The organism is Mycobacterium sp. E1386 (assembly GCF_001672745.1).
Taxonomy (GTDB): domain Bacteria; phylum Actinomycetota; class Actinomycetes; order Mycobacteriales; family Mycobacteriaceae; genus Mycobacterium.
The window spans coordinates 1-21,024 of sequence record NZ_LZKH01000173.1; the positions used below are offsets into that span (position 1 = coordinate 1).

Sequence of the window (21,024 nt, forward strand, 5' to 3'; positions counted from 1 at the left end):
ACGTCCAATCCGAACGACGCCCCGGGCGGCCCGCTGGTCGAAAGGGCGGATAGGCAATGCTGACCCGCTTCATCAAGAGCCAGCTGATTCTGCTCAGCATCCTGGCCACGATCACAGCGATTGCGCTGGGCTGGTACTACCTGCAGATTCCCACTGCGGCCGGGATCGGCCAGTACACGCTGAAGGCGGACCTACCCGCGTCGGGTGGCCTATACAGGACCGCCAACGTGACGTATCGCGGGGAAACAATCGGCAAGGTCACCGCAGTCGAGCCAACAAGGACCGGCGCGCGGGTCACCATGGCGATTGCCAACCGCTACCAGATCCCCGTCGACGCATCGGCGAACGTGCATTCGGTGTCGGCGGTCGGTGAGCAGTATCTCGACCTCGTGTCGGTAGGCAATCCGCGCCAATACTTCTCGCCCGGTCAGACCATTACCAAGGGCAGCGTGCCCACACCCATCGGGCCGGCGCTGGACGCCGCCAACCGCCAGCTGGACGTACTGCCCAAGGACAAGCTCGCCGCGCTGCTCGACGAATCAGCCCAAGCGGTAGGCGGATTGGGCCCCGCGCTGCAGCGACTGGTCGACTCGAGCCAGGCGATCGCCGGCGACTTCAAGACCAACATCTCCGACATCAACGACATCATCCAAAACTCCGGGCCCATTATCGACAGCCAGGTCAACTCCGGTGACTCGATCGAACGTTGGGCACACAACCTGAACAGCTTGGCCACGCAGGGCGGGAAAAACGATCAGCGCGTGCAACGTATCCTCGCCCGTGCGGCACCGACCCTTGATCAGGTCAACTCGGTGTTCAGTGATGTCCGCGAGACACTGCCGCAGACACTGGCAAACCTCGAAATCACGCTGGACATGCTCAAGCGCTACCACAAGGGCGTCGAGCAACTGCTGGTGGCCTATCCGCAGGGCGCCGCGGAAAGTCAGACGATCACAACGCCGTTCCCGGGCTACGCCGCACTCGACACCGCGATGACGACGAACCAACCCCCGCCGTGCCTGACCGGGTTTCTCCCGGCCTCCCAGTGGCGGTCTCCCGCGGATACCAGCCCGGCCCCGCTGCCGTCCGGAACTTTTTATTGCAAGATCCCGCAGGACACCCCCGCCAACGTGGTGCGCGGGGCGCGCAACCTTCCATGCGTCGATGTCCCCGGCAAACGCGCGGCGACGCCGCGGGAATGCCGCGACCCCAAACCCTATGTCCCGCTGGGCACCAACCCGTGGTACGGCGAACCCAACCAGCTCGTGACCTGCCCGGCGCCCGCGGCGCGCTGCGACCAGCCGGTGAAACCGGGGCTGGTGATACCCGCTCCGTCGGTCAACAACGGCCTCAACCCGGCGCCCTCCGACAGGGTGGCCGGGACGCCACCGCCGATCAGCGATCCACTGCAACGGCCGGGATCGGGAACCGTGAAATGCAACGGGCAGCAGCCGAATCCATGCGTCTACACCCCCGGCGGCCCTCCCCCGGCCGTCTACCTACCCCAAAGCGGCGAACTGGTGGGGCCCGACGGTGTCAGGTACACGGTCAGAAATTCGAGCGGAACGGGAGACGACGGGTGGAAGGACATGCTGGCGCCACCGGGTTGAACCCCGCCGGCTCCAGCGTCACGCGAATCGCACGACGTCGCGCCCCGCTACCCGCACCCGCGCCGAGATTGCCGCCAGGGTCGCGGTCGAGCGAAAACCACAGCCACGACGGCAATCTCGCCGAAGAATAACCCTCTCAGCCGGCGGGATAGCCGACCGACTTGACCTCGGTGTACTGGTCGAACCCGGCGACCCCGTTCTGGCGGCCCACCCCGCTGTATTTGTAACCGCCGAACGGGGTGTCGGCGCCGTACGGTGCGCCGCCGTTGACGCCCATGAAGCCGGCGCGAATCCGCCGGGCCACCGCCAGCGAACGCTCGAGCGAGCCCGACATCACATTGCCCGCCAACCCGTACTTGCTGTCGTTGGCGATCCGGATCGCGTCCTCCTCGTCGTCGAACGGAATGACCGCCAGCACCGGGCCGAAGATCTCCTCCTGGGCGATCGTCATCGAGTTGTCGACGTCGGTGAAAAGCGTTGGCCTGACATAGAAACCCTTGTCGAACCCGGTGGGCGCGTCCGGTCCGCCGACCAGCGCGGTGGCGCCCTCCTCGACGCCCTTGCGGATGTAGCCCATCACGCGGTTGCGCTGCACCTCCGAAATCACCGGCCCACACAGCGTTCCGGGGTCCTGCGGGTCGCCACACGTGACGTTCTCGTAGATGCTTTTCAGGATCTCTACACCCTCGTCGTAGCGGGACCGCGGCAGCAGCATCCGGGTGGGGTTCGCGCAGCCCTGCCCCGCGTGCATGCACGGCGCGATGCCGATCGCACACGCCATCCCGAAATCGGCGTCCTCCAGGACGATGGTTGCCGACTTGCCGCCGAGCTCCAGGAACAGCCGCTTCATCGTCGCGGCGCCCTTTTCCATGATCCGCTGGCCGACCGTGGTGGACCCGGTGAACGAGATGAGGTCGACCTTCGGCGACAGCGTAAGCTCCTCGCCGACAAAATGATCCGACGCGGTGACGACGTTCACGACGCCCGCGGGGATGTCGGTCTTCTCGGCGATCAGCCGGCCCAGGCGGGTCGCGTTGAACGGCGTGTTGGGCGCCGGCTTGAGCACCACGGTGTTGCCGGTGCCCAGCGCCTGGCCGAGCTTGTTGAGCGTGACCTCGAAGGGGAAATTCCACGGCACGATCGCGCCGACGACGCCCACCGGTTCGCGCCATACCTTGACGGTGGTGTTCGTGCCGGTGAGGCTGATCACCCGATCACCGAGATCGGTTTCCCAGGCGTACTCGTCGATCAACCTCGCCGGATACTTCAGCCCGTCTTGCAGCGGGGCGTCCAGCTGGGGGCCGAACGTGATCGCCCGGGGCGAGCCCACCTCCAGGATCAGCTCCTCGCGCAGCTCTTCCTTCTCCGATTCGATCGCCTCGTGCAGCTGCAACAGGCAGCGCTTCCGCAGCTCGCGATTGGTCGACCAGTCGCTCTCGTCGAAGGCGCGCCGGGCGGCGTCGATGGCCCGGTGCATGTCCTCCTTGGATGCGTCGGCGACCTCCCCGAGTGGCTCCTCGGTCGCCGGGTTGATGTTCGTGAAGGTGCCGGCTTGCCCGTCGACGAGCTTGCCGTCGATCATCATCTTCGGCTCAAAACGAACCTTTACAGCCTCAGTCATATCTGTCACTCTCTTTGAAATCGCGGAGGGGCTACGGAGAGCCTTACCGGAAACTAGCCGATTGGCAAGGCGCAACCTTTACGGGGCTGGTCATCGGGGGTCGAACAGCACCGGTACCGACGTCGGCGAGCGGAAAACCTGCCCGCGGATATGCGGGTCGTCCGCACCGGGGTCCAGCCGCAGGTTCGGTAGCCGGTCGAGCAAAAGGTTGATGGCGGTGCGCATTTCCAGCCGGGCCAGATGCATGCCAAGGCAGACGTGCACGCCGTGCCCCCACCCCAGGTGCGCCCTGGCTTGCCGGAAGATGTCGAAGGTGTCCGGATTGGGGTAGCGGTCTTCCTGCCGGTTGGCGGAACCCAGCATCGGCATCACCGTCGAGCCTGCCGGTATCGGCACCCCGCCGAGTTCGGTGTCGCGGGTGGCCACCCGGGTGATGGTCAGCAGGGGCGGTTCCCACCGCACACCCTCCTCGATGGCCTGTGGCAGTAGCGACCGGTCCGCGCGGATGGCATCCAGCTGCGCGGGAGCCGACAGCAGCGCGAGCAGCAGGCTGCCGAGGGACCGGTACGTCGTCTCCACCCCGGCGGGGAGCAGCAGGCGGAGGAACGAGTAGATTTCCTCGTCTGCGAGCTTCTCCCCGTCGATCTCCGCCTCGGCCAGCGCGCTGATCAGGTCGTCCCGGGGTTCGAGGCGGCGGGATGCCAGGATCGGCGCGAAGTAATCGCACAGCGCGGCCGACGCGGCAAGGCCACGTTCGGGATTCAGGATCCAGCTCAGCAACGAGATGGACCATCGCTGGAACTGGGGGTAGTCCTCCTCCGGCAGGCCCAGCAGGCCCGCGATGATCCGACTCGGGTAGTCGAAGGTGAATTCCTTGACCAGATCGGCCTTGCCGTTCGAGGCGAACTTGTCGATCAGGCTGTTGCCCACCCGCCCGACCAACTCGTCTTGCCATCGTGCCAATGCCTTCTGCGAGAAGGCCTTTGACACCAGCGATCGCAACCGCCCGTGCACCGGCTCGTCCATGCCCAGCATCACCCGCTCGCCCAACACCGGACCGAACGCCGCGATGACCGCCGCCGACGAGAACGTCTCGTTATCACGAAGCATCTGCTGGGCATCTTCGTGGCGGTAAACGATGAAGACCGGCTTGGACTCCTCATGCGGCATCCCGGAGACATCCAACCGTTGAATGGGCTCCTCGCGGCGAAGTCGCGCCAGTTCGGTGTACGGGTCGCGCACATCGCCGGAGACCGCATCGTCGAAGGCGCCGAAGTCCTCCAGGTCGTCGAAAAGCTGTTCCATACTTTCGTTCAGCCCCCTTGCCTTTCCCTGCGCTTCGCCGCCACCGCGGCCACGCGTTGCAACACCGGCTGCGGTAACACGCGCGCCGCGAACACCATCGCCCGTTGGCCCACCGTCAGCGGCCACGCTCCGTCCCGCATCGAACCCTGTCTGGGTATGCCGAGCACGACACGCGACATGTGGTGCATGCCGAGAGCGGGCAGGATCCTATTGGCGGCCAACAGCATCGAAGCGTCCGGACCAACGCCACGGCGGCGGAACGGCTCCCGGTCATCGAGCGCCTTGAGCAGGCCATCGGTGAATCGCTCGGGCGGCCGGGCCAATTTCATCGCGGCCCTGCCCCGGGTGTTCATGGTGGTGTGCAACCGTGCGTACGGACCGCCGAAGTCGCGATCGTCGGTGGTTCCCGCGTCGGTGATGATCGCGGTGTCGTAGGTCCCGGCGATCAATACGGTGACGCCCAATCCGAAGGGCGCGATCTCGCACGCCATGGCCTCTCCCCACCGCTCCAACGCGCCCTTGGCCGCCGAGTACGGCGCGGTGGCCGGCTGGCCACGCACCCCGGCCGCACTGGATACCAGAACGATGCGGCCCTCGCCCGCCGCCCGCATCGACGGCAGCAGAGCCTGGGTGAGCGCGACGGGGCCCAGGACGCTGGTGGCAAACATGTTCTGCCACAGCGCCATATCGGTCTCCTCCACCATTCCGGCGGCGGAGATCCCGGCATTGTGCACCAGCGCATAGGGAGCCCCGACGGCCTCTTCGATGGCCTTGGCCGCCGACGAGACCGACGCGGGGTCTAACAGGTCGAGCTGCACGCAGATCAGACGGTCATCGTTTTCCACCGCCCCAGTCACCTCCCGGAGCAGCGGCAGGGCGCGATCGGGCGTCCGCATGGCCGCGACCACGCGCCAGCCTTCGCGGTGCAGGCGCACGGCCGAGGCGAACCCCAGTCCGCGCGACGCACCGGTGATGACGACGGTGCGCGGCTCAGCCATGCGTGCTCGGGTTTGCGCAGGAACCTTCGCCCGGCGGCGGCGGATCCACATGTGGTCGCCCATTGGGTTCCCCGCTTGCCCAGGTCGACCAGATGCCGACCGAGTAGGGGCCTTGCGCGCCAGCCTTCTCGTAATAGCCTTGCGGGTCATAGACTTTCGCCTCGGGGTAAGGCCACGGGCACGCGACGGAAGTCGCCGCATGGCTGACCTTGATGACCCAGAACCACGCCCCGTAGGTGAAGTAGGAGACGTTGATGATGGCGAACATCACCAGGAACGTGCCGAGCACCGGGCGCGCCGGGAAGATCCTGGCCTTCGCGGCCAGCTTCTCGGCCACTGATTTGCCGGTGTCGTCGCGGTAGCACAGTATCGCCGCGGGGACCATCACGAAGGTCACCGAGAACGACTCCCAGATCAGCGGGAACTGGAACGTCGTGCCGGTGAACACCGAGCCCCACGGAATCACCTGGGAGTAGACGTACATGCCCATGTGGACGAGCTGGATCTCCAGCCAGGCATCGAAGACGAAGCCGATCGCACAGGTCAGCAGCCCCAGGCTGACCAGCGGGTGCCGCGACACGAACGACGTCGGCCCGTACTTGGCCTGCAGCTTGCGCAGGATCCAGATCGCCGGAAAGTAGGGCCCGAAATAGAAAGTGACGTAGCCGAATACGACGAAAGGCTCGACGGTGGGCGAGAGCGACACCAGCGGCCAGGACTCCGGCCAGTGGATGAGGTCGGGGTTGTACACCGCGAACGGGGCCCAGTTCATGATCGGGTCCTGCCACACGATCAGCGTGGTGCACAGGAACATCAGCATCACCGGGCTGCCCGGGTTGCGGCGCCAGCCCCTGATGAACACCACGAGCAGGACGACCAGCATGACGCACGTGGCGATGTGCAGGAAGGTGATGTAGTCCAGGCCGAAGATGAACTTGACGGGGCGGGGCCGGCCTTGCACGTTCGGGTTGGCGACGCGCGGGTCTAGGGCGACGCGGCAGTTCGCGATGAAGAACAGCGCGAACGCGGCCAGCGCGGCGCCGGCGGTCCAACCGCCCCAGGCGCGTTTCTCGGTACCTCGCGGCGATACCGGTTCTTCTTGTGCGGCAGGCGGTGTCGATTGTTCGGTGCTCATGTCAGCCTTACTCTCCGAAGCGATCGACGAGATGCGAGTTGGTGTGGTCGGCGTCGAGCGTCCGTGCGACCAGATAGCCGGCGCCCATCCAGGCACGGCGGGTCCATTTCCCGAAGGAGACGCGGATGCCGGGTGCGCCCGACGCGGCGGGCATCATCTTCACCCGCTCCAATGCCTCTTTGACGCCGCGCGGGCTGAGTGGGTGAGCGTCGGAAAACGCGCGGACAAGTGTGGCGGCAACGTCATGGTTGACCACCGATACGCAATATTCGGGCCGGCTGCCGTCGTATTTCATCGCGTACCGGTCGAGGAATTCCTGGCCGAGCCGGTTCGCCTCGTCATACTGGTCGACCCCGACCCACCCCATGAACGCGTCCCACATGATGGGGTTCACCCAGGCGTTCTGAAAAGCGGTGGTGGTGAATCGCGGTGGATCCCAGTCGACGGCTTCCAGCGCGGGGTTGATAAACACGATGCCGAAGCCGAAGCCCAGATGCACGACCGCCTCGGACTTGGCGTCGTGCAGCGCGCGGACGGCGTCGTTGATGTCTTGCGCGGTCTGGGCGATCGCCGCTTCCGCGACGATTCGGATCCCCTTGCGGCGGCATGCGGTTCGCAGGTTCTTCAGGTAGCTTTCGCCGATCAGGTTCTGCTCCACGAGTACTCCGATCTCGGAGAGTCCGCGTTTGGCGACGAGGTCGGCGATGAAGATCGGCTCGTCGGTCATCGAGCCCTGCGGGAAGGCGAAGGTCCATTCGCCCAGCCAGTCGTCGGTGCCGGTGACGCTGATCGCCGGCACCTTGAACCGCTCCTCGATCGCCTCGCGGGTCGGCACGCAGTTGTCGGTGATGTGCGGCCCGAACACCACCAGACAGCCCTCGTCGACCAGCTCGCCGAAAGCGTCGATCACCGACTTGACCGAACCTTTGGGTAAACCCTCCACCTCGCGGTAGATCATCTGCACCGGACGATCGATCAGGCCCTGTTCGACGGCTTCTTCGAATACGAGGTCGAAGCACCGCGTGAAACTCGCCATCAGTTCTTCCGGGAACCCCGGTGGCAGCGTGAAATCCATCAGGTAGCCGACCTTGATCGGCTCAGCGCTGCTTTCGTAGGACATCTGACCTCCCGGTGACTAGCTCACTGCGGCAATTCATTCGATGCCCCGCCCAGATAGATTTCGATCATCTCGCCCAGCGCCCTGCCCACCGCCACGTCGTCGGTGAGAGGCCCCGCGATCGCGGCGCGAGCCGCCTCGCGCATCGTCAGCCCCTCCACGATGAGCCGGCCCGCCGCGATCAGTACCCGGGTTGACGCGACTTCGCGCAGTCCTCCGGTTTCCAGTCGGCGGATAGCTTGTCCGAACCGCACCAGTTCGGCGGCGGTGGCAGGGTCCACCCCGGCCTCGTGCGTGACGATGCCTTCTTCGACATCGGCTGCGGGGAAATCGAATTCGATGGCGACCATCCGCTGCCGGGTGGAATCTTTGAGGTCCTTCAGCACGCTCTGGTAGCCGGGGTTGTAGGACACCACCAGGCCGAATCCGGGTGCCGCGTCCAGCGTGACTCCAAGTCGTTCGATCGGCAGCTGTCGCCGGTGATCCGCGAGCGGATGCAGCACCACGGTGGTGTCCTGCCGCGCTTCCACCACCTCGTCGAGATAGCAGATCGCGCCCTCGCGCACCGCCCGGGTCAGCGGTCCGTCCAGCCACACCGTCTCGTCGCCCCGCAGCAGATACCGGCCGACGAGATCCGCGGTGGTGAGGTCGTCATGGCAGGCGACGGTGATCAGCGGCCGCCCGAGGTCATGGGCCATCGCCTCAACGAATCGGGTTTTGCCGCATCCCGTCGGGCCCTTCAGGACGACGGCCAGCCCCTGGCGGTACGCGGCCTTGAAAATGGCTTCCTCGCCGCCGATCGCTTGGTAATACGGCCGCGTTCCGCCGGCTTCGGGGACCGCGCCGTTCCGGTGCGCAAGCCCGGACTCGTTGGCCATAGCTTCCCCTTCTGCTACCGACGGTGCATGCAGCCTATATCGGAACAGATATTTGTTTCAAGCGCTCTGACGAGCATGTTTAAGTTCGGCGATGCGATCGGGCGGCATGTCACGACACCCTGCGGCGGACCTCGGCCGAGCGCAGTGCGGACCGGAACAGCGGCCCGATCACGCCGGCGAGTTGGTCCGGGCGCGCGATGGTGGCGTGCGCGGCGCTGCCGAAGACCCGGCGCAGCGACGCCACGTCGGTTCCCGCGCCGACGGTCAGGCAGACGCAGCCGGTGCCACGATGGCGGGCCTCGCTCAGGGCGCGGCGCGCGTCGGCGGCGCCGTAGGTCCGCTCGTACCCGTGGTCGTAGGCGAGCCCGTCGGAAACCACCATCAGCAGCCGCCGCGACGTGCCACCGCGCGCCTCCAGCACCGCCGACCCGTGCCGAATGGCCGCACCGAGGCGTGAGTACGCGCCGGGTTCAAGGCTGTTGAGCCGCTTCATGACTCGCGTGTCGAGGTGGTCGTCGAACCGCTTCACCGGCACCACGGTCACCGCGCGCCGCCCCTGCGAGTAATAGGCGTAGAGCGCAACCCGGTCGCCCAGGTCGTGAAGTGCGACGGTGAGGTTGGCGACCGCCGCCCGCTGTTGCTGATGCACCGTCCGCCCCACCGTGCCCGGCTCGGCCGCCGACCCCGACACGTCGAGCAGGAGCAGCACCGACAGGTCTCGCCTGCGGCGGAGGCTGTCCAGGTACACCGCCTCGTCAGGCACCGATCCCGCCAGCACCTCAACCCGGGCCTCGACCGCCGCGTCGATGTCGATGTCGTCGCCCTGCGACTGCCGGTGGCGGCGGTGCAGGCCCATCCCGAGTCGGGAGAGTGGGCGGCGCACGCTGATGGCGGGTTCGATCGCGTGCGTCACGGACGGTTTGATCCCCGCCTCGACCTCGCGCACCGTGCACCACGCTGAGCGGTACTTCTTGCGGCCGGCGTCCCATTCCGGATACGTGAAGCCGTCCGTGGGCTTCGGCTGATCTTCGCCGTCCCCGCTCGACGTGGGGGCCAGCGAGGTCACCGCGTGCAACCTGCGCCTGGCGGAGTCGGTCCGATGCGTCGGGGTGTCCGCGCCGGGTGGTCCGCCGCCGTTAGCGGTGTTGCGCGCCGAAGACAGCATCTTCTTCAGCCACTTGCCGATGAAACCGCCCCCACCCACCGGGCTGGTGAACATGTCGGGGTCGTCGGAGTCGTCGGTCTCGTCCACGGCGAGTTCTTTCAGATCGTCGGTGCCGCCGCTCCTCGGGATATGCCCGGGTTGTTCCTTTTCTCGCCGTTCGGGCGCCCGGGCCGACGCGGCCAGCACCTTCCCGGCGCGAATGATGCCGAATTCCGGTGCGGGGTTACCGATCGGCTCCCGCCCGTCGGCGAGCCGCAGCGAAGTGGCGGGCGAATCGCTCCGCCCCGCGGCGTCGGGGTCGGCGAGGGAAGCCAGAACGCCCGGCAACAGGTCGGCGTTGGCCGCGAGCGCGCGGTGCCCCTCCACCGCCAGGTAGCGCTTGGCCACCCGAGGGCGGCGCAGTAGGGGGCGCATCACGTCCGGATCCAGGCTGCCGGCCGCGATCATCGACGCCTGCACGGCAACGGCTTCGAGCTGCCGGCGGGCGCTCGCACCCGCGTCGACGTGAATGGTCTGGCCGTCGGTCCACGACGGTTCGCCCGGACGCAGTTCGGCCACCGCTACGGCCCGGCCCGCGAGCGCGGATGCGAGCATGCCGAGACCCGGCAGTCGGTCACCGCGAACGTCGGTGGACATACTCAATCTCCGAACCGCCTGGACTCCGTTGACCAAATATCTGTTCCACCGTAGAGTCCGGTGCCACCGCAGTCAATCGCCGGGCGCCGCCGCCGTTGTTGACCGGCTATCCGCTCAACCGTAAAGTCCGGCTAAGGTCGCAAATTCACCAGAAAACAAGGAAAAGTGGACTTTTCATACCCGGCGGAAGTGGAGCAGTTCCGCGCCGAGCTGCGCGACTGGCTATCGAAGAACCTGACCGACGAGCTGGTGGCCGCCCGTCGGCCCGCCGGACGAGACGACGTCGCCTTCGAGATGCTGCGCGCCTGGAGCGCCACGATGGCCGATGCCGGCTGGGCCGCGGTCTCGTGGCCTCGCGAGTACGGCGGCCGCGGCGCGACGGTTCTCGAGCAACTCGTCTACACCGAGGAAACCACGCGGGCGCGAGCCCCCATGCCGCTCAACGTCATTGGCCTAAACAACATCGCGCCGGCCATCATGCAATACGGCACCGAGTCACAGAAGCTCACGCTGCTCCCCCGCATGATGCGGGCCGACGACATCTGGTGCCAAGGGATGTCGGAACCCGAAGCGGGGTCCGACCTCGCCGCACTGCGCACCCGCGCGGCGCGCGACGGTGACGACTTCGTCGTCAACGGCCAGAAAATCTGGACGTCGCTGGGGCATCGGGCGGACTGGTGCCAGCTCTACGTGCGTACTGACCCCGAAGCGCCCAAGCACAAAGGCATCTCCTGCCTGATCGTCGACATGAGACTGCCGGGCATCGAAGTCCGTCCGCTGGTAACGCTCAACGGCGACGCCGATTTCGCCGAGGTGTTCTTTCACGACGTGCGCGTGCCTGCGGACGCGTTGCTCGGTCCGCTGAACGGGGGATGGCAGGTGGCAACCACCACGCTCAGCCACGAGCGGGCCGGGGCCGCCCGGCTGTACGCCGAGATGCAGGTGCGGCTCGAAGAATTGACCGACGACATCGCCGCGCACAGCGACGCGCTCGAAGACCCCGTGACGCTGCGGCGCCTCGGCGAAATCGCGCTGCGCATCAAGTATCTGGAAGTCCTTTGCCAGCGCTCGATCTCGGCCACGCTGCATGGCGGTGACGCCTTCGGATCGGCGAGCCTCGCCAAGACCGTGTGGGGTGAGATCGGACAGGACATGGCCGCGCTGGCCTTTGACGTGCTGGGCACGAGCGGCGCTGGCGCGCCGTGGGCGAACTACCGCCTGACGTCGCGCTCGCTCACCATCGCGGGCGGTACCAGCCAGATCACCAAGAACATCACCGCCCAGCGGGTACTCGGGTTGCCTCGCAAATGAACCTCGAACTCTCCGACGAGCAGGTCGCGCTGCGCGACACCACCCGACGCTATCTCGCCGAAAAAGCTTCCATCGCCGACCATGTGCGCCCGCTGCTCGACGACCCGACCGGCGTCACCGAGCCCGTGTGGCGCGGCCTGACCGGCCTCGGGACCACCGGTCTGCTGGTGCCGGAGGCCCACGGCGGCGCCGGCATGACGATGGTCGAGGCCGGAATCGTTGCCGAAGAGCTCGGTGCCGCCCTGCACCCGGGGCCATGGTTGTCGACCGCGGTCGCCGCCACCCGGGCGCTGACGCGGCTCGGGCCAACCGACGCCGCGGCCGAGCTGCTGAGCGGGATCTCCGACGGCACCACGGTCGCCACCGTCGGCTTCCTCGATGCCGAAAGCGCGCCGGTGGCCGCGAGCCGGCGGGGCGATGATGTCGTCTTACGGGGCGACATGACCGCCGTCCCCGACGTCGCCGCCGCGGACGTGCTGCTGGCGCTCGCCGGGGACGACGGCGGTCGAGGGCTTTTCGCGATCCGCACCGACTCGCCGGGCGTTTCGGTTGCGCCGGAGCGCGGTATCGACCAGACCCGCAAGCGCTTCCGGGTCACGCTCGACTCAGCGCGCGCGCGGCGGCTGGCCGCGGCCGCCCCGGGGGACGTCGCCGCGGTGATCGACGATGTGCTGATCGCGACGGCGGCCGACGCACTCGGCGCTGCACGAGCCGTCATGACCGCGGCCATCGAATACGCCAAGACCAGAACGCAATTCGGGCAGCCGATCGGCTCGTTCCAGGCAGTCCAGCATCTGTGCGTCGATATGTTCGAGACCGTGGAGTTGGCCCGCAGTGGCATGATCCACGCGCTGTGGGCCGCCGACAACGCCGACGCCGACGAACGGCACCAATCCGCCATCCGGACGAAGGCGTTCGCCGGGCGGCTTGCCACGGTGGGCGACACGGCGATCCAGGTGTTCGGCGGGATCGGCTACACCTGGGAGCACGACGCGCATCTCTACCTCAAGCGCCTGCTCAGCTGGAGCGCGTTCCTGGCCGGGCCCGATCGATACCTCACCGAACTCGGTGCGCGCCTTGCCAACAGGGGGAACCGGTGATGGACATCGAGTACCTGCTCACCGCTACCCGCTCGGCACGCAAGACGCTCGACCTGGACGCGCCGGTCGACCTCGCGGACATCCGGGAGTGCCTGCGCATCGGCTTGCAGGCGGCCAACGGCTCCAATCAGCAGTCCTGGCGCTGGCTGGTGGTCACCGACCCGGCGTTACGCGCCGAGATCGCCGAGCTGTACCGCGCGGCCTACCTGCTGCGGGTCGGCGGCCAGCTGATCGCCGACCTGATGCCGGCCGGAACGCCGGAGAACCGGATCATGTCGTCGACGGAGTGGCTGGTCGAGAACATGTCGAGGGTTCCGCTGCTGGTGATCCCCTGCTATCAGCCCTACCTGCCCCGCATCGAGGGCGACGAATCGTTTCACCAGGCCACGCTGTACGGCTCGATCTACCCGGCGGTCTGGAACTTTCAGCTGGCGCTACACACCCGCGGATACGGAACCTGCATCACCACCCTGCACCTGCATCGCGAGGCGGAGGTGCGGCGGCTGCTGGGGATTCCCGAAAGCTATGTCCAGGGATGCCTGCTTCCGGTGGGCCGGCTGCGCGCCGGGCACACGTTCCGGCCCGCCCGGCGACGACCCGTCGACGAGGTGGTCGCGTGTGACGGTTGGGACGGACCCGCGCTTTAGAATGGTCCCCGGCACCGCCGTTATGCAGCGCATTCGTCACTCCGGGTCTGATAGCCTTTAACAAAGATTTGGTTCGGTGAGAGGGACGAGTGCGAATGGATGCCAGTCCGCAATCGTCCGGACGTGCGCCCGGCTGATCATGCCGAGAGCGGAGTCATTGCGAGCCGGCGTCACAGCCGATTTGGGGACTCGCCGGACCGAGATCCTCACCACCGCCGCCTCGTTGATCGCGCAGTCAGGCTTGCGGACCTCGTTGCAGGAGATCGCCGACGCCGCGGGGATTCTTCCCGGCAGCCTCTACCACCATTTCGAGTCCAAAGAGGCGATCCTCATTGAGTTGATCCACCGCTATCAGGAGGATCTGGACCGGATCGGGCAAGCCGCGCAAGCGAAGTTGGACAAACCCGACCCCCGCCCGGTTCCCGAGCAGATCGTCGAACTGGGCTCGGCCATCGCCGACTGCGCCGTGCGGCACCGCGCCGCGCTGCAGATGTCGTTCTACGAGGGGCCGAGCACGGACCCGGAGTTGATGAAGCTCACGCAGCAGCGGCCCGTGGCGATCCAGGAGGCGATGCTGCAAACCCTGCGCGCCGGCAGGTGGAGCGGCTACATCAAACCCGACATCGATCTGCCCACGTTGGCCGACCGGATCTGCCAAACCATGCTGCAGGTTGGCCTCGACGTCATGCGGCATAAGTCGCCCCCTGACCAGGTCGCCGCGCTGCTGTGCCGAATCATGTTGCAGGGATTGGCAACCCGGCCGCCCACCGACTCGGAGCTCGACCGGTCCAACGCCTTCGCCGCCGCCAGGGAGGTCATCGAGACCTGGTCGGATGACAGCGACGCCGATCCCAGCGACAAAGCGGCGCACGTTCGTGCGGTGGCGCGAACGGAATTCGGCCGCAAAGGCTACGAGGCCACCACCATCAGGGACATCGCGTCCGCGGCCGGCCTCGGGACCGGAACCGTCTACCGGGTGATCGGATCGAAGGACGAGCTACTCGCGTCGATCATGGAATCGTTCGGCCGGAAAGTCGAGGCGGGCTGGGTCAACGTCCTGCGTTCGGATGCCACGCCGATCGCGAAGCTGGATGCACTGAGCTGGGTCAACGTCAATGCGCTCGATCGGTTTTCCGACGAGTTCCGCATCCAGCTCGCCTGGATGCGTCAATCGCCGCCGGACACTCCCAACCCGGGGTGGTTGTACGCGACCCGACTCCGGCAGATGAAAACGCTACTTTCCGAGGGCATCCGATCCGGCGAGATCAGTGTGGACGGCGCGTCGACGGCGATGCTGGCGCGCTGCGTCATCGGCTTGCAGTGGATACCGGAGAACATCCTTGCCGAGGTCGGCAAACGCGCGGCATTGGTGCACGTGCGGGACACGGTATTGCGTGGTGTCGCGGTTCGCGCCGGGTAGGTGTTGAACCAAAAAACTGTTACCCATACAGTTGGGCGATTAGAATCGCGTTGGCAGTGGATGAGAAGGGGATTTCCATGACTGTTGTCGATCGGTTGCGTTACGACGGCAAGCGGGCTCTCGTCGTTGGCGGCGCCACCGGCATGGGCGCCGCGGCGGCCAAGTCGGCCGCAGAGCTGGGCGCCGAAGTGATCGTGATGGATTACGCGCCGGTCAACTACGACGTCGCCAAGTCCATCCAGGTGGACCTGCGCGATCCTGCGTCGATCGACGCCGCGGTCGAGCAGCTGGACGGCCCGATCCACGCCCTGTTCTCGGCCGCCGGCATCGCCGAAGGCACAACCGACCTGATGGCGATCAACTTCATCGGCCACCGCCATCTCATCGACCGCCTGGTCGCAAAGAACCAGCTCCCCTCGGGCTCGGCGATCTGCTTCATCTCGTCCGTCGCCGGCATGGGCTGGGAGAACGACCTGGAGCTGCTGACGGAGTTCCTCGCCACGCCGGACTTCGCCTCGGCGCAAGAGTGGGTCAAGGCGCACGAAGCCGAAGGCATCATCCACTACGGCTTCTCGAAGAAGGTCGTCAACGCCTACGTCGCGACCCAGGGCTACCCGCTGCTGAAGAAGGGCATCCGGATCAACGCGATCTGCCCAGGACCCACCGACACCCCGCTGGCCCAGGCCAACGCCGACCTCTGGCTTACCTTCGCGCAGGACTATCGCGAAGAGACCGGTTCGAAGGTGCACACCCCGGAGCAGATGGGTGATGTGATGGCGTTCCTGAACAGCGCCGCCGCCTTCGGCATCAACGGGATCACGTTGCTGGTGGACTACGGGCACACGATGGCCTCGCTCACCAACGCCTATCCGCCCGGCAAGCCGATCATCGACATCATCATGGGGCGGGTAAAGCTCTAGCTCTCGTCGACGCCGATGAGCAGGCGTACCGGCCCAGCATGCGGCGCCACGGGATGCGGGCGGGGTCCTGCCCCAAGTGCAGGGCGGGCCGTGCGGCGAGCGCGGCGCGTACGCACTCCTCCACCACGACTTTCGCGAGCGAGGTACCCAGGCAGTAATGCGCTCCGGCACCGAAGTTCATGAGCCGGGGCGTGCCCGCACGGGTGAACCGCTCGGGATCGAAGCAGTTCGGCGACCGCCACGCCGAGGCGTCCCGGCATGCCGAGGCGATGCAGAGCAGCACCATCTCCCCCGCCGAGATGGTTGTGTCGTGCAGGTCGATCGGCGCGACGGCGGTGCGCGGTATGAGCGGGATGCTGGGCTCGAGGCGCATGGTCTCAGCGGCAGCACTCGCAAGCCGCGTGTCATCGTGCGCCACCTCAGTGAGGCGGTCGCGGTACTGCAACGTCATCAGCAGGCTGCACGGTATCTGACTGCCCATCGTGTCATGGCCGGCGACAAGAAGATTCGCGATCATCGCCACGGTCTCGTCGCGGGTGAGCATCTCCCCGCCGGCCTCGGCGGTCAACAAGCCGGTGATGAGATCGGGACCGGGGTCTTCGGTTCGGCGCTGCGCCAGCGCCTCGACATAGTGCTGCAATTCGACGATCGCGCTCGTCGCCCCCGCGATCTGGTCGGGCGTCATCACGTAAAACACTCAGAGCGTCCGCCCATCGGGAGAACACACCGACATCGCTGTCCGGGACTCCGAGGAGGCGACAGATCAACCGGGTTGACAGTCCGGCGCAGGAAGCCACCAGGTCTCCCCCGTTCAGCATCGCCGAAGCGATGGCAGCGGCGGCCATGTCCGCTGCGGTCGACCTCAGCTCCTCGACCGAGCGCGGGGTGAAGGCGCGGGAGACCAGCGACCGCAGGCGGCGATGATAATCACCCTCGGTGGTGAACATCAGCTTGCTGTACCAGTCGCGCAGGGGCCCGTCGCTGATGCCCATGGTGTCGAACAGGGCCAGCCCGATTCCGTTCAGCCGCTCGTCGCGGGCCAGTGTTTCAACGTCGCGATGCCGCAACACCACGGTTGCGCCGGTTGTCTCGTCTGTCGCCAACGGTCCGCGTCGCGCGGCCTCGGCGAGTACGTCGTGCATCCGTCTGGTAAAGCTACCGGTCAGGTCCACCAAGGGTTTCGATCCCATTTTCATTTCTCCGAGTCGGCTCACAGAGCGTGCCGGTGGCGCAGGATCTGTCCGGCGCGCTCGCCGATCACGACGCAAGGGGCCATGGTGTTTCCGGTGGTGACACGCGGCATGATGGACGCATCCGCGATCCGAAGGCCCTCCACGCCATACACTTTCAAGGCAGCATCCACCACCGACATGCTGTCCCGACCCATCTTCGCCGTGCTTGTCTGATGGTGATAAGTCGTGGCTTCGTTGCGGATAAAGCGCGCGAGGTCAGCCTTGGTGAGGCTCCCCGGCATGACTTCGCGTTTGCTGAATCGACGAAGAGGCCCCGAATTGCCAAGTTCGCGACACAGTTCGAGACACGACACCGCGGCAGTGAGGTCGTCGGGGTGCGAGAGGAGATTGGCGTGGATCCGCACCGGGTCGTCCGGGTTCGGCCCGGTCAGCCGAATCTGTCCGCGACTTTTCGGGCGCACCACTGCGCCATACATGCTCCAGCCTGACTCCGGTAAGCCGAATCTTTCGGCGTTCTTCTCGCTGGAGAACGGAAACTCGAGTTGATAAGCCTGCAGGTCCGGCGTGCGCAAACTGGAGTCGCTTCGGGCGAAGACCGTCATCTCCCCACCGCTGTTGCGCCAGGGTAGCGGTTCCCGGTACTCCCAGACGCAGGAGAATCCCGGGTGGTCCTGGAGATTTCGGCCGACGCCCGGCAGATGCTGTACGACCGGAATACCGTGCGGTCGCAACTCATTCTGGTCACCGATCCCGGATTGCATGAGGACCTTGGGTGTGTGAATCGCTCCGAGCGACAGAACCACCTCGGATTTCGCCTCGATGCGGTGCGACTTGCCGCCGTGAATGAACTCCACGCCGGTGGCGCGCCCGCCGTCGAGCGCCACTCGAGTAACCAACGCGCCCGTCAGAACCGTCAAATTCGGCCGGTCCGTCAGCGGGTACAGGTACGTGCGAAACACCGACTGGCGCAGCCCGTTACGGATACGCAGGTCAACAATCGACGCGCCGCCTTCTCGTTCCATCAGAGCACCGTTCGGGCTGGTGAAGGTCGGGATGCCCAGCGAGCTTGCGGCCGCGAGCCCCGCACGCGCGATCGGGCTGGGCTCGGCTGCGGGTTCGACATATACCGGCCCACCCGTGCCACGGTGTTCTGGATCGGGAACACCGTGCCAATCCTCGATCGCCCGGTAGATGGACAGCACCGAATCATAGTTCCATTGCGGGTCTTTGGCTTCAGCGGCGAAGTAATTCCAATCGTTTCTGTGCCCCCGCGCCCACACCATGACATTGATACTGGAGCCACCACCCAAGACCTTCCCCATCGAGTACGGGATGGCGCGCCCGTTCAAGTGGCAATTCGGCTCGGCGGTGAACTTCCAGTCGCGGTCGCTCCCCAGATTCGCAAGCCACATCTCCGGTTGCCTGATTTCGGGCCCGTCGTCGCAGCCACCGGCCTCAAGGACGAGGACGCTGGCGTCAGGGTTTTCCGCCAGCCGGCGGGCGACCACGGATCCGGAGGACCCGGATCCGCACACGATGAAGTCGTATTGCGGCTTCAGCCGGGCAGCAAGTCGCCTCTGATTGCGATGCGCGCGATCCGCGAATACCGCTGCGAGAAATCCTCGTTCATCGGATGCCGATGTCATTTCGTTCCTCATCTCCTCAACCTGGCGGGGCGGTAATCGACGTTCGTCGAAACCGGTTGGTTCCAGCCATGTTTCATGGCTACACCGGCGGCGTGATCACTGGCGATGTCCGGCGCGGACAGGCGCGGTGGCCGGCTACCGCTCCGCGTTTTCCGGATATGCCGGGCGGGCCGCCGAACGCGACCGGACCCGCCCCGCGAGGCCGCGTCAGTCGGCGCTAGCGCGAAGGGTTTGGACCGGCGTCTCGCCAAACGTGGCTTGGTAGGCCGCGGCGAACCGACCGAGGTGGCCCAGCCCCCAACGCTGGGCGATGGCCGCGACGGTGGTTTGCGACGAATGCGCCGCACGCAGATCGGCGTGCGCACGGCGCAGCCTGACCGCACGAACGTAACCCATCGGCGACATCCCGAGGCTTCGCTGGAAGCCTTCCTGCAGTGCCCGCACGCTGACGTTGCATTGTCGCGCCAGCGCCGCAGTCGACAACGGCGACTGCGGCGCTCTTTCGATGATGTCCATCGCTTCGCGCACAGCTGCCGGTCTGGCCGGCCGCACCGCGGACGCCAGCTCCTCGCGATGGGGATGGTTCGCTACCAAGAGCAATCCGTAGACCAGGCTCTCCGCCAGTCGGTCTAGAACGGCCCAGTGCCGCAAAGGGTTGTCGACGCGGCCCAGTTCTCGGTTGATCCAGAAAAGCTGACTCACCCAACTCCTGGTGGGGCCGTCCGTGAGCGGCAACGTCGGGTCGAATGCGACGGCGGCCTCCGGCCGGCGGCCCAGGAGGGTCTCAAGCGCAGTGTCGACAACCAGTCGATCAATATTGACCCCCAGATGACGACTGCCGCCGGGCCATCGGGTCACCGCCATGTCGGCATTGGGGCGGTATATCGACGCGGTGGTCGGAGAAGACACCAGCTCCTGCCCGAGTTGTTGCGACTCGAGCCAGCCCTGAATCGGAACGTGCACGTAGTAGCTGTCGCGGCCCTCCGCGAAACCGAGCGACACGTCGGTGTCGTAAGTGAGGTCGGCCAGCGTGATCGATCCGGCCTGCACGAGTCGTTGAGTGAAGCCGAAATCCTTCGACGGACCGAGCAGGCGAAGTTTGTGGGGATGGAACGCCGATTCACACAGATGGATCGCGTGCTCGGGTGACCGGGTGCGAAAGGTGGTCAATCCGTCGCCATCGGAAGCTACCCGCCCCATCGTTCCCTCTCGGTCAACAAAACGCTCCTCTGCATGTACGGCCGAGCACGGCCAGCGGTTCATCGCGTCGTTGTCCGCCGGCGAACTCGTGATCGAGGGACTGCGAGCCACCGACCGCAGCCTGAGCGCGGGCGATCCTCGCGGAAGCTACCGTCGGGTGCATGGCACGGATCATCGTCATCGGCGGCCACGGCAAGGTCGCGCTGCAGCTGACCCGCATCCTCACCGAACGCGGCGACGAGGTGAGCTCGGTGTTCCGCAACCCCGACCACTCCGACGACGTCGCGGCCACCGGGGCCAAGCCGGTGGTGGCCGACATCGAACAGCTCGACACCGATGCCCTGGTCCGCCTGCTGGCCGGCCACGACGCGGTCGTCTTCTCGGCGGGCGCCGGCGGCGGCGACCCGGCACGTACCTACGCCGTCGACCGCGACGCCGCCATCCGGGTGATCGATGCCGCCGAACGCGAAGGTGTCAAGCGATTCGTCATGGTCTCCTACTTCGGCGCGGGACCTGATCATGGTGTGCCGCAAGGTGATTCATTCTTCGCCTACGCGGAAGCCAAGGCGGCGGCCGACGCCCACCTGCGCGCGAGCGGCCTGGACTGGACCGTGCTGGGACCGGGCCGGCTCACCCTCGAACCGCCCACCGGGCGCATCACCCTCGGCCGGGGCAAGGGTGAAGTGTCGCGGGCCGACGTCGCCCTCGTGGCGGCGGCCGCACTGGCGGACGACTCGACCGTCGGCCGAACGATCGATTTCAACAACGGCGAGGTGCCGATCGCCGAGGCGCTGGCGAGCTGACCGGCACGACGGGCGTAAGCTCCGCTACGCAGCTGGTCTGCCGTCGCCGCACCACGCGGCTTCGGCATCGAGCGAGGCACGTTAGTAGCGCCCCGCGAGAGGGAACCCGGTGAGAGCCCGGGACTGTCCCGCAGCGGTATGCAGGAACGACCGCCGTCACACAAGCACTGGTCGCAAGACTGGGAAGCGACGGTCAGTAGGAGCACCACCCGGTGCGCGCCTGCGAGTCCGAAGACCTGCCAGCTGTGCCGGGCGCGCCGCGTCCGGCGGCTCATCGCCTCGTGGAATGGGCGTTTGGCTGAATACGTTGCTGTTGTGC

General features: G+C 66.5%; 17 protein-coding genes and 1 riboswitch. Of the genes, 7 read left to right on the forward strand and 10 right to left on the reverse strand.

Annotated elements, in window-relative coordinates:
* Window positions 1–56 precede the first annotated feature (56 nt).
* On the forward strand, window positions 57–1,610 hold the full coding sequence (locus A5709_RS17200; protein ID WP_068121042.1) for an MCE family protein: 1,554 nt from the start codon (window positions 57–59) through the stop codon (window positions 1,608–1,610).
* Between the two features lie 136 nt (window positions 1,611–1,746).
* Here the strand turns inward: A5709_RS17200 and A5709_RS17205 are convergent, their stop codons facing one another.
* From A5709_RS17205 to A5709_RS17235, 7 genes are all read right to left on the reverse strand, one after another.
* A complete protein-coding gene (locus tag A5709_RS17205) occupies window positions 1,747–3,231 on the reverse strand; it encodes an aldehyde dehydrogenase family protein (RefSeq protein WP_067947595.1) in 1,485 nt (494 codons plus the stop codon).
* Window positions 3,232–3,321: 90 nt separating this feature from the next.
* Complete coding sequence (locus tag A5709_RS17210; protein ID WP_067947596.1) at window positions 3,322–4,536, reverse strand: cytochrome P450; 1,215 nt, start codon at window positions 4,534–4,536, stop codon at window positions 3,322–3,324.
* An 8-nt stretch (window positions 4,537–4,544) separates the two neighbouring features.
* A complete protein-coding gene (locus tag A5709_RS17215) occupies window positions 4,545–5,534 on the reverse strand; it encodes an SDR family oxidoreductase (protein WP_068121044.1) in 990 nt (329 codons plus the stop codon).
* Complete coding sequence (locus A5709_RS17220; RefSeq protein ID WP_068121048.1) at window positions 5,527–6,669, reverse strand: spirocyclase AveC family protein; 1,143 nt, start codon at window positions 6,667–6,669, stop codon at window positions 5,527–5,529. The genes A5709_RS17215 and A5709_RS17220 overlap by 8 nt, the downstream gene beginning before the upstream one ends.
* 7 nt (window positions 6,670–6,676) lie before the next feature.
* A complete protein-coding gene (locus tag A5709_RS17225) occupies window positions 6,677–7,789 on the reverse strand; it encodes an ABC transporter substrate-binding protein (RefSeq protein ID WP_068121051.1) in 1,113 nt (370 codons plus the stop codon).
* A 20-nt stretch (window positions 7,790–7,809) separates the two neighbouring features.
* Window positions 7,810–8,664, reverse strand: a complete 855-nt coding sequence (locus tag A5709_RS17230) for a CbbQ/NirQ/NorQ/GpvN family protein (protein WP_068121054.1) — start codon at window positions 8,662–8,664, stop codon at window positions 7,810–7,812.
* Window positions 8,665–8,773: 109 nt separating this feature from the next.
* A complete protein-coding gene (locus tag A5709_RS17235; protein ID WP_068121057.1) occupies window positions 8,774–10,465 on the reverse strand; it encodes a nitric oxide reductase activation protein NorD in 1,692 nt (563 codons plus the stop codon).
* A 165-nt stretch (window positions 10,466–10,630) separates the two neighbouring features.
* Between A5709_RS17235 and A5709_RS17240 the strand changes: the two genes are divergently transcribed.
* The 5 genes from A5709_RS17240 (at window position 10,631) to A5709_RS17260 (ending at window position 15,863) form a co-directional block, all read left to right on the forward strand.
* Complete coding sequence (locus A5709_RS17240; protein ID WP_067947603.1) at window positions 10,631–11,776, forward strand: acyl-CoA dehydrogenase family protein; 1,146 nt, start codon at window positions 10,631–10,633, stop codon at window positions 11,774–11,776.
* A complete protein-coding gene (locus A5709_RS17245) occupies window positions 11,773–12,876 on the forward strand; it encodes an acyl-CoA dehydrogenase family protein (protein WP_067947604.1) in 1,104 nt (367 codons plus the stop codon). The genes A5709_RS17240 and A5709_RS17245 overlap by 4 nt, the downstream gene beginning before the upstream one ends.
* A complete protein-coding gene (locus A5709_RS17250) occupies window positions 12,876–13,523 on the forward strand; it encodes a nitroreductase family protein (protein WP_068007125.1) in 648 nt (215 codons plus the stop codon). The genes A5709_RS17245 and A5709_RS17250 overlap by 1 nt, the downstream gene beginning before the upstream one ends.
* 139 nt (window positions 13,524–13,662) lie before the next feature.
* Window positions 13,663–14,943, forward strand: coding sequence for a TetR/AcrR family transcriptional regulator (locus tag A5709_RS17255; protein WP_068121061.1), 1,281 nt, complete (start codon window positions 13,663–13,665; stop codon window positions 14,941–14,943).
* A 77-nt stretch (window positions 14,944–15,020) separates the two neighbouring features.
* On the forward strand, window positions 15,021–15,863 hold the full coding sequence (locus A5709_RS17260; protein ID WP_067947619.1) for an SDR family oxidoreductase: 843 nt from the start codon (window positions 15,021–15,023) through the stop codon (window positions 15,861–15,863).
* Here A5709_RS17260 and A5709_RS17265 read toward each other — a convergent pair.
* The 3 genes from A5709_RS17265 to A5709_RS17275 all read right to left on the reverse strand — a co-directional run bounded on the left by A5709_RS17265 (window position 15,841) and on the right by A5709_RS17275 (window position 19,872).
* The gene (locus A5709_RS17265; protein ID WP_156768089.1) at window positions 15,841–16,548 is read right to left on the reverse strand and encodes a cytochrome P450; all 708 of its coding nucleotides are present in this window, start codon (window positions 16,546–16,548) and stop codon (window positions 15,841–15,843) included. The two genes, A5709_RS17260 and A5709_RS17265, sit on opposite strands and share 23 nt — an antisense overlap.
* Before the next feature lie 525 nt (window positions 16,549–17,073).
* Window positions 17,074–18,702 (reverse strand): GMC family oxidoreductase, encoded by a 1,629-nt coding sequence (locus tag A5709_RS17270; protein WP_156744945.1) that lies wholly within the window; start codon window positions 18,700–18,702, stop codon window positions 17,074–17,076.
* Window positions 18,703–18,909: 207 nt separating this feature from the next.
* Window positions 18,910–19,872 (reverse strand): AraC family transcriptional regulator, encoded by a 963-nt coding sequence (locus A5709_RS17275; RefSeq protein WP_197520181.1) that lies wholly within the window; start codon window positions 19,870–19,872, stop codon window positions 18,910–18,912.
* 191 nt (window positions 19,873–20,063) lie between these two features.
* Between A5709_RS17275 and A5709_RS17280 the strand changes: the two genes are divergently transcribed.
* Complete coding sequence (locus tag A5709_RS17280) at window positions 20,064–20,705, forward strand: SDR family oxidoreductase (protein WP_068121069.1); 642 nt, start codon at window positions 20,064–20,066, stop codon at window positions 20,703–20,705.
* A 65-nt stretch (window positions 20,706–20,770) separates the two neighbouring features.
* A riboswitch (cobalamin riboswitch) is annotated at window positions 20,771–20,964 on the forward strand.
* Window positions 20,965–21,024: the final 60 nt, after the last annotated feature.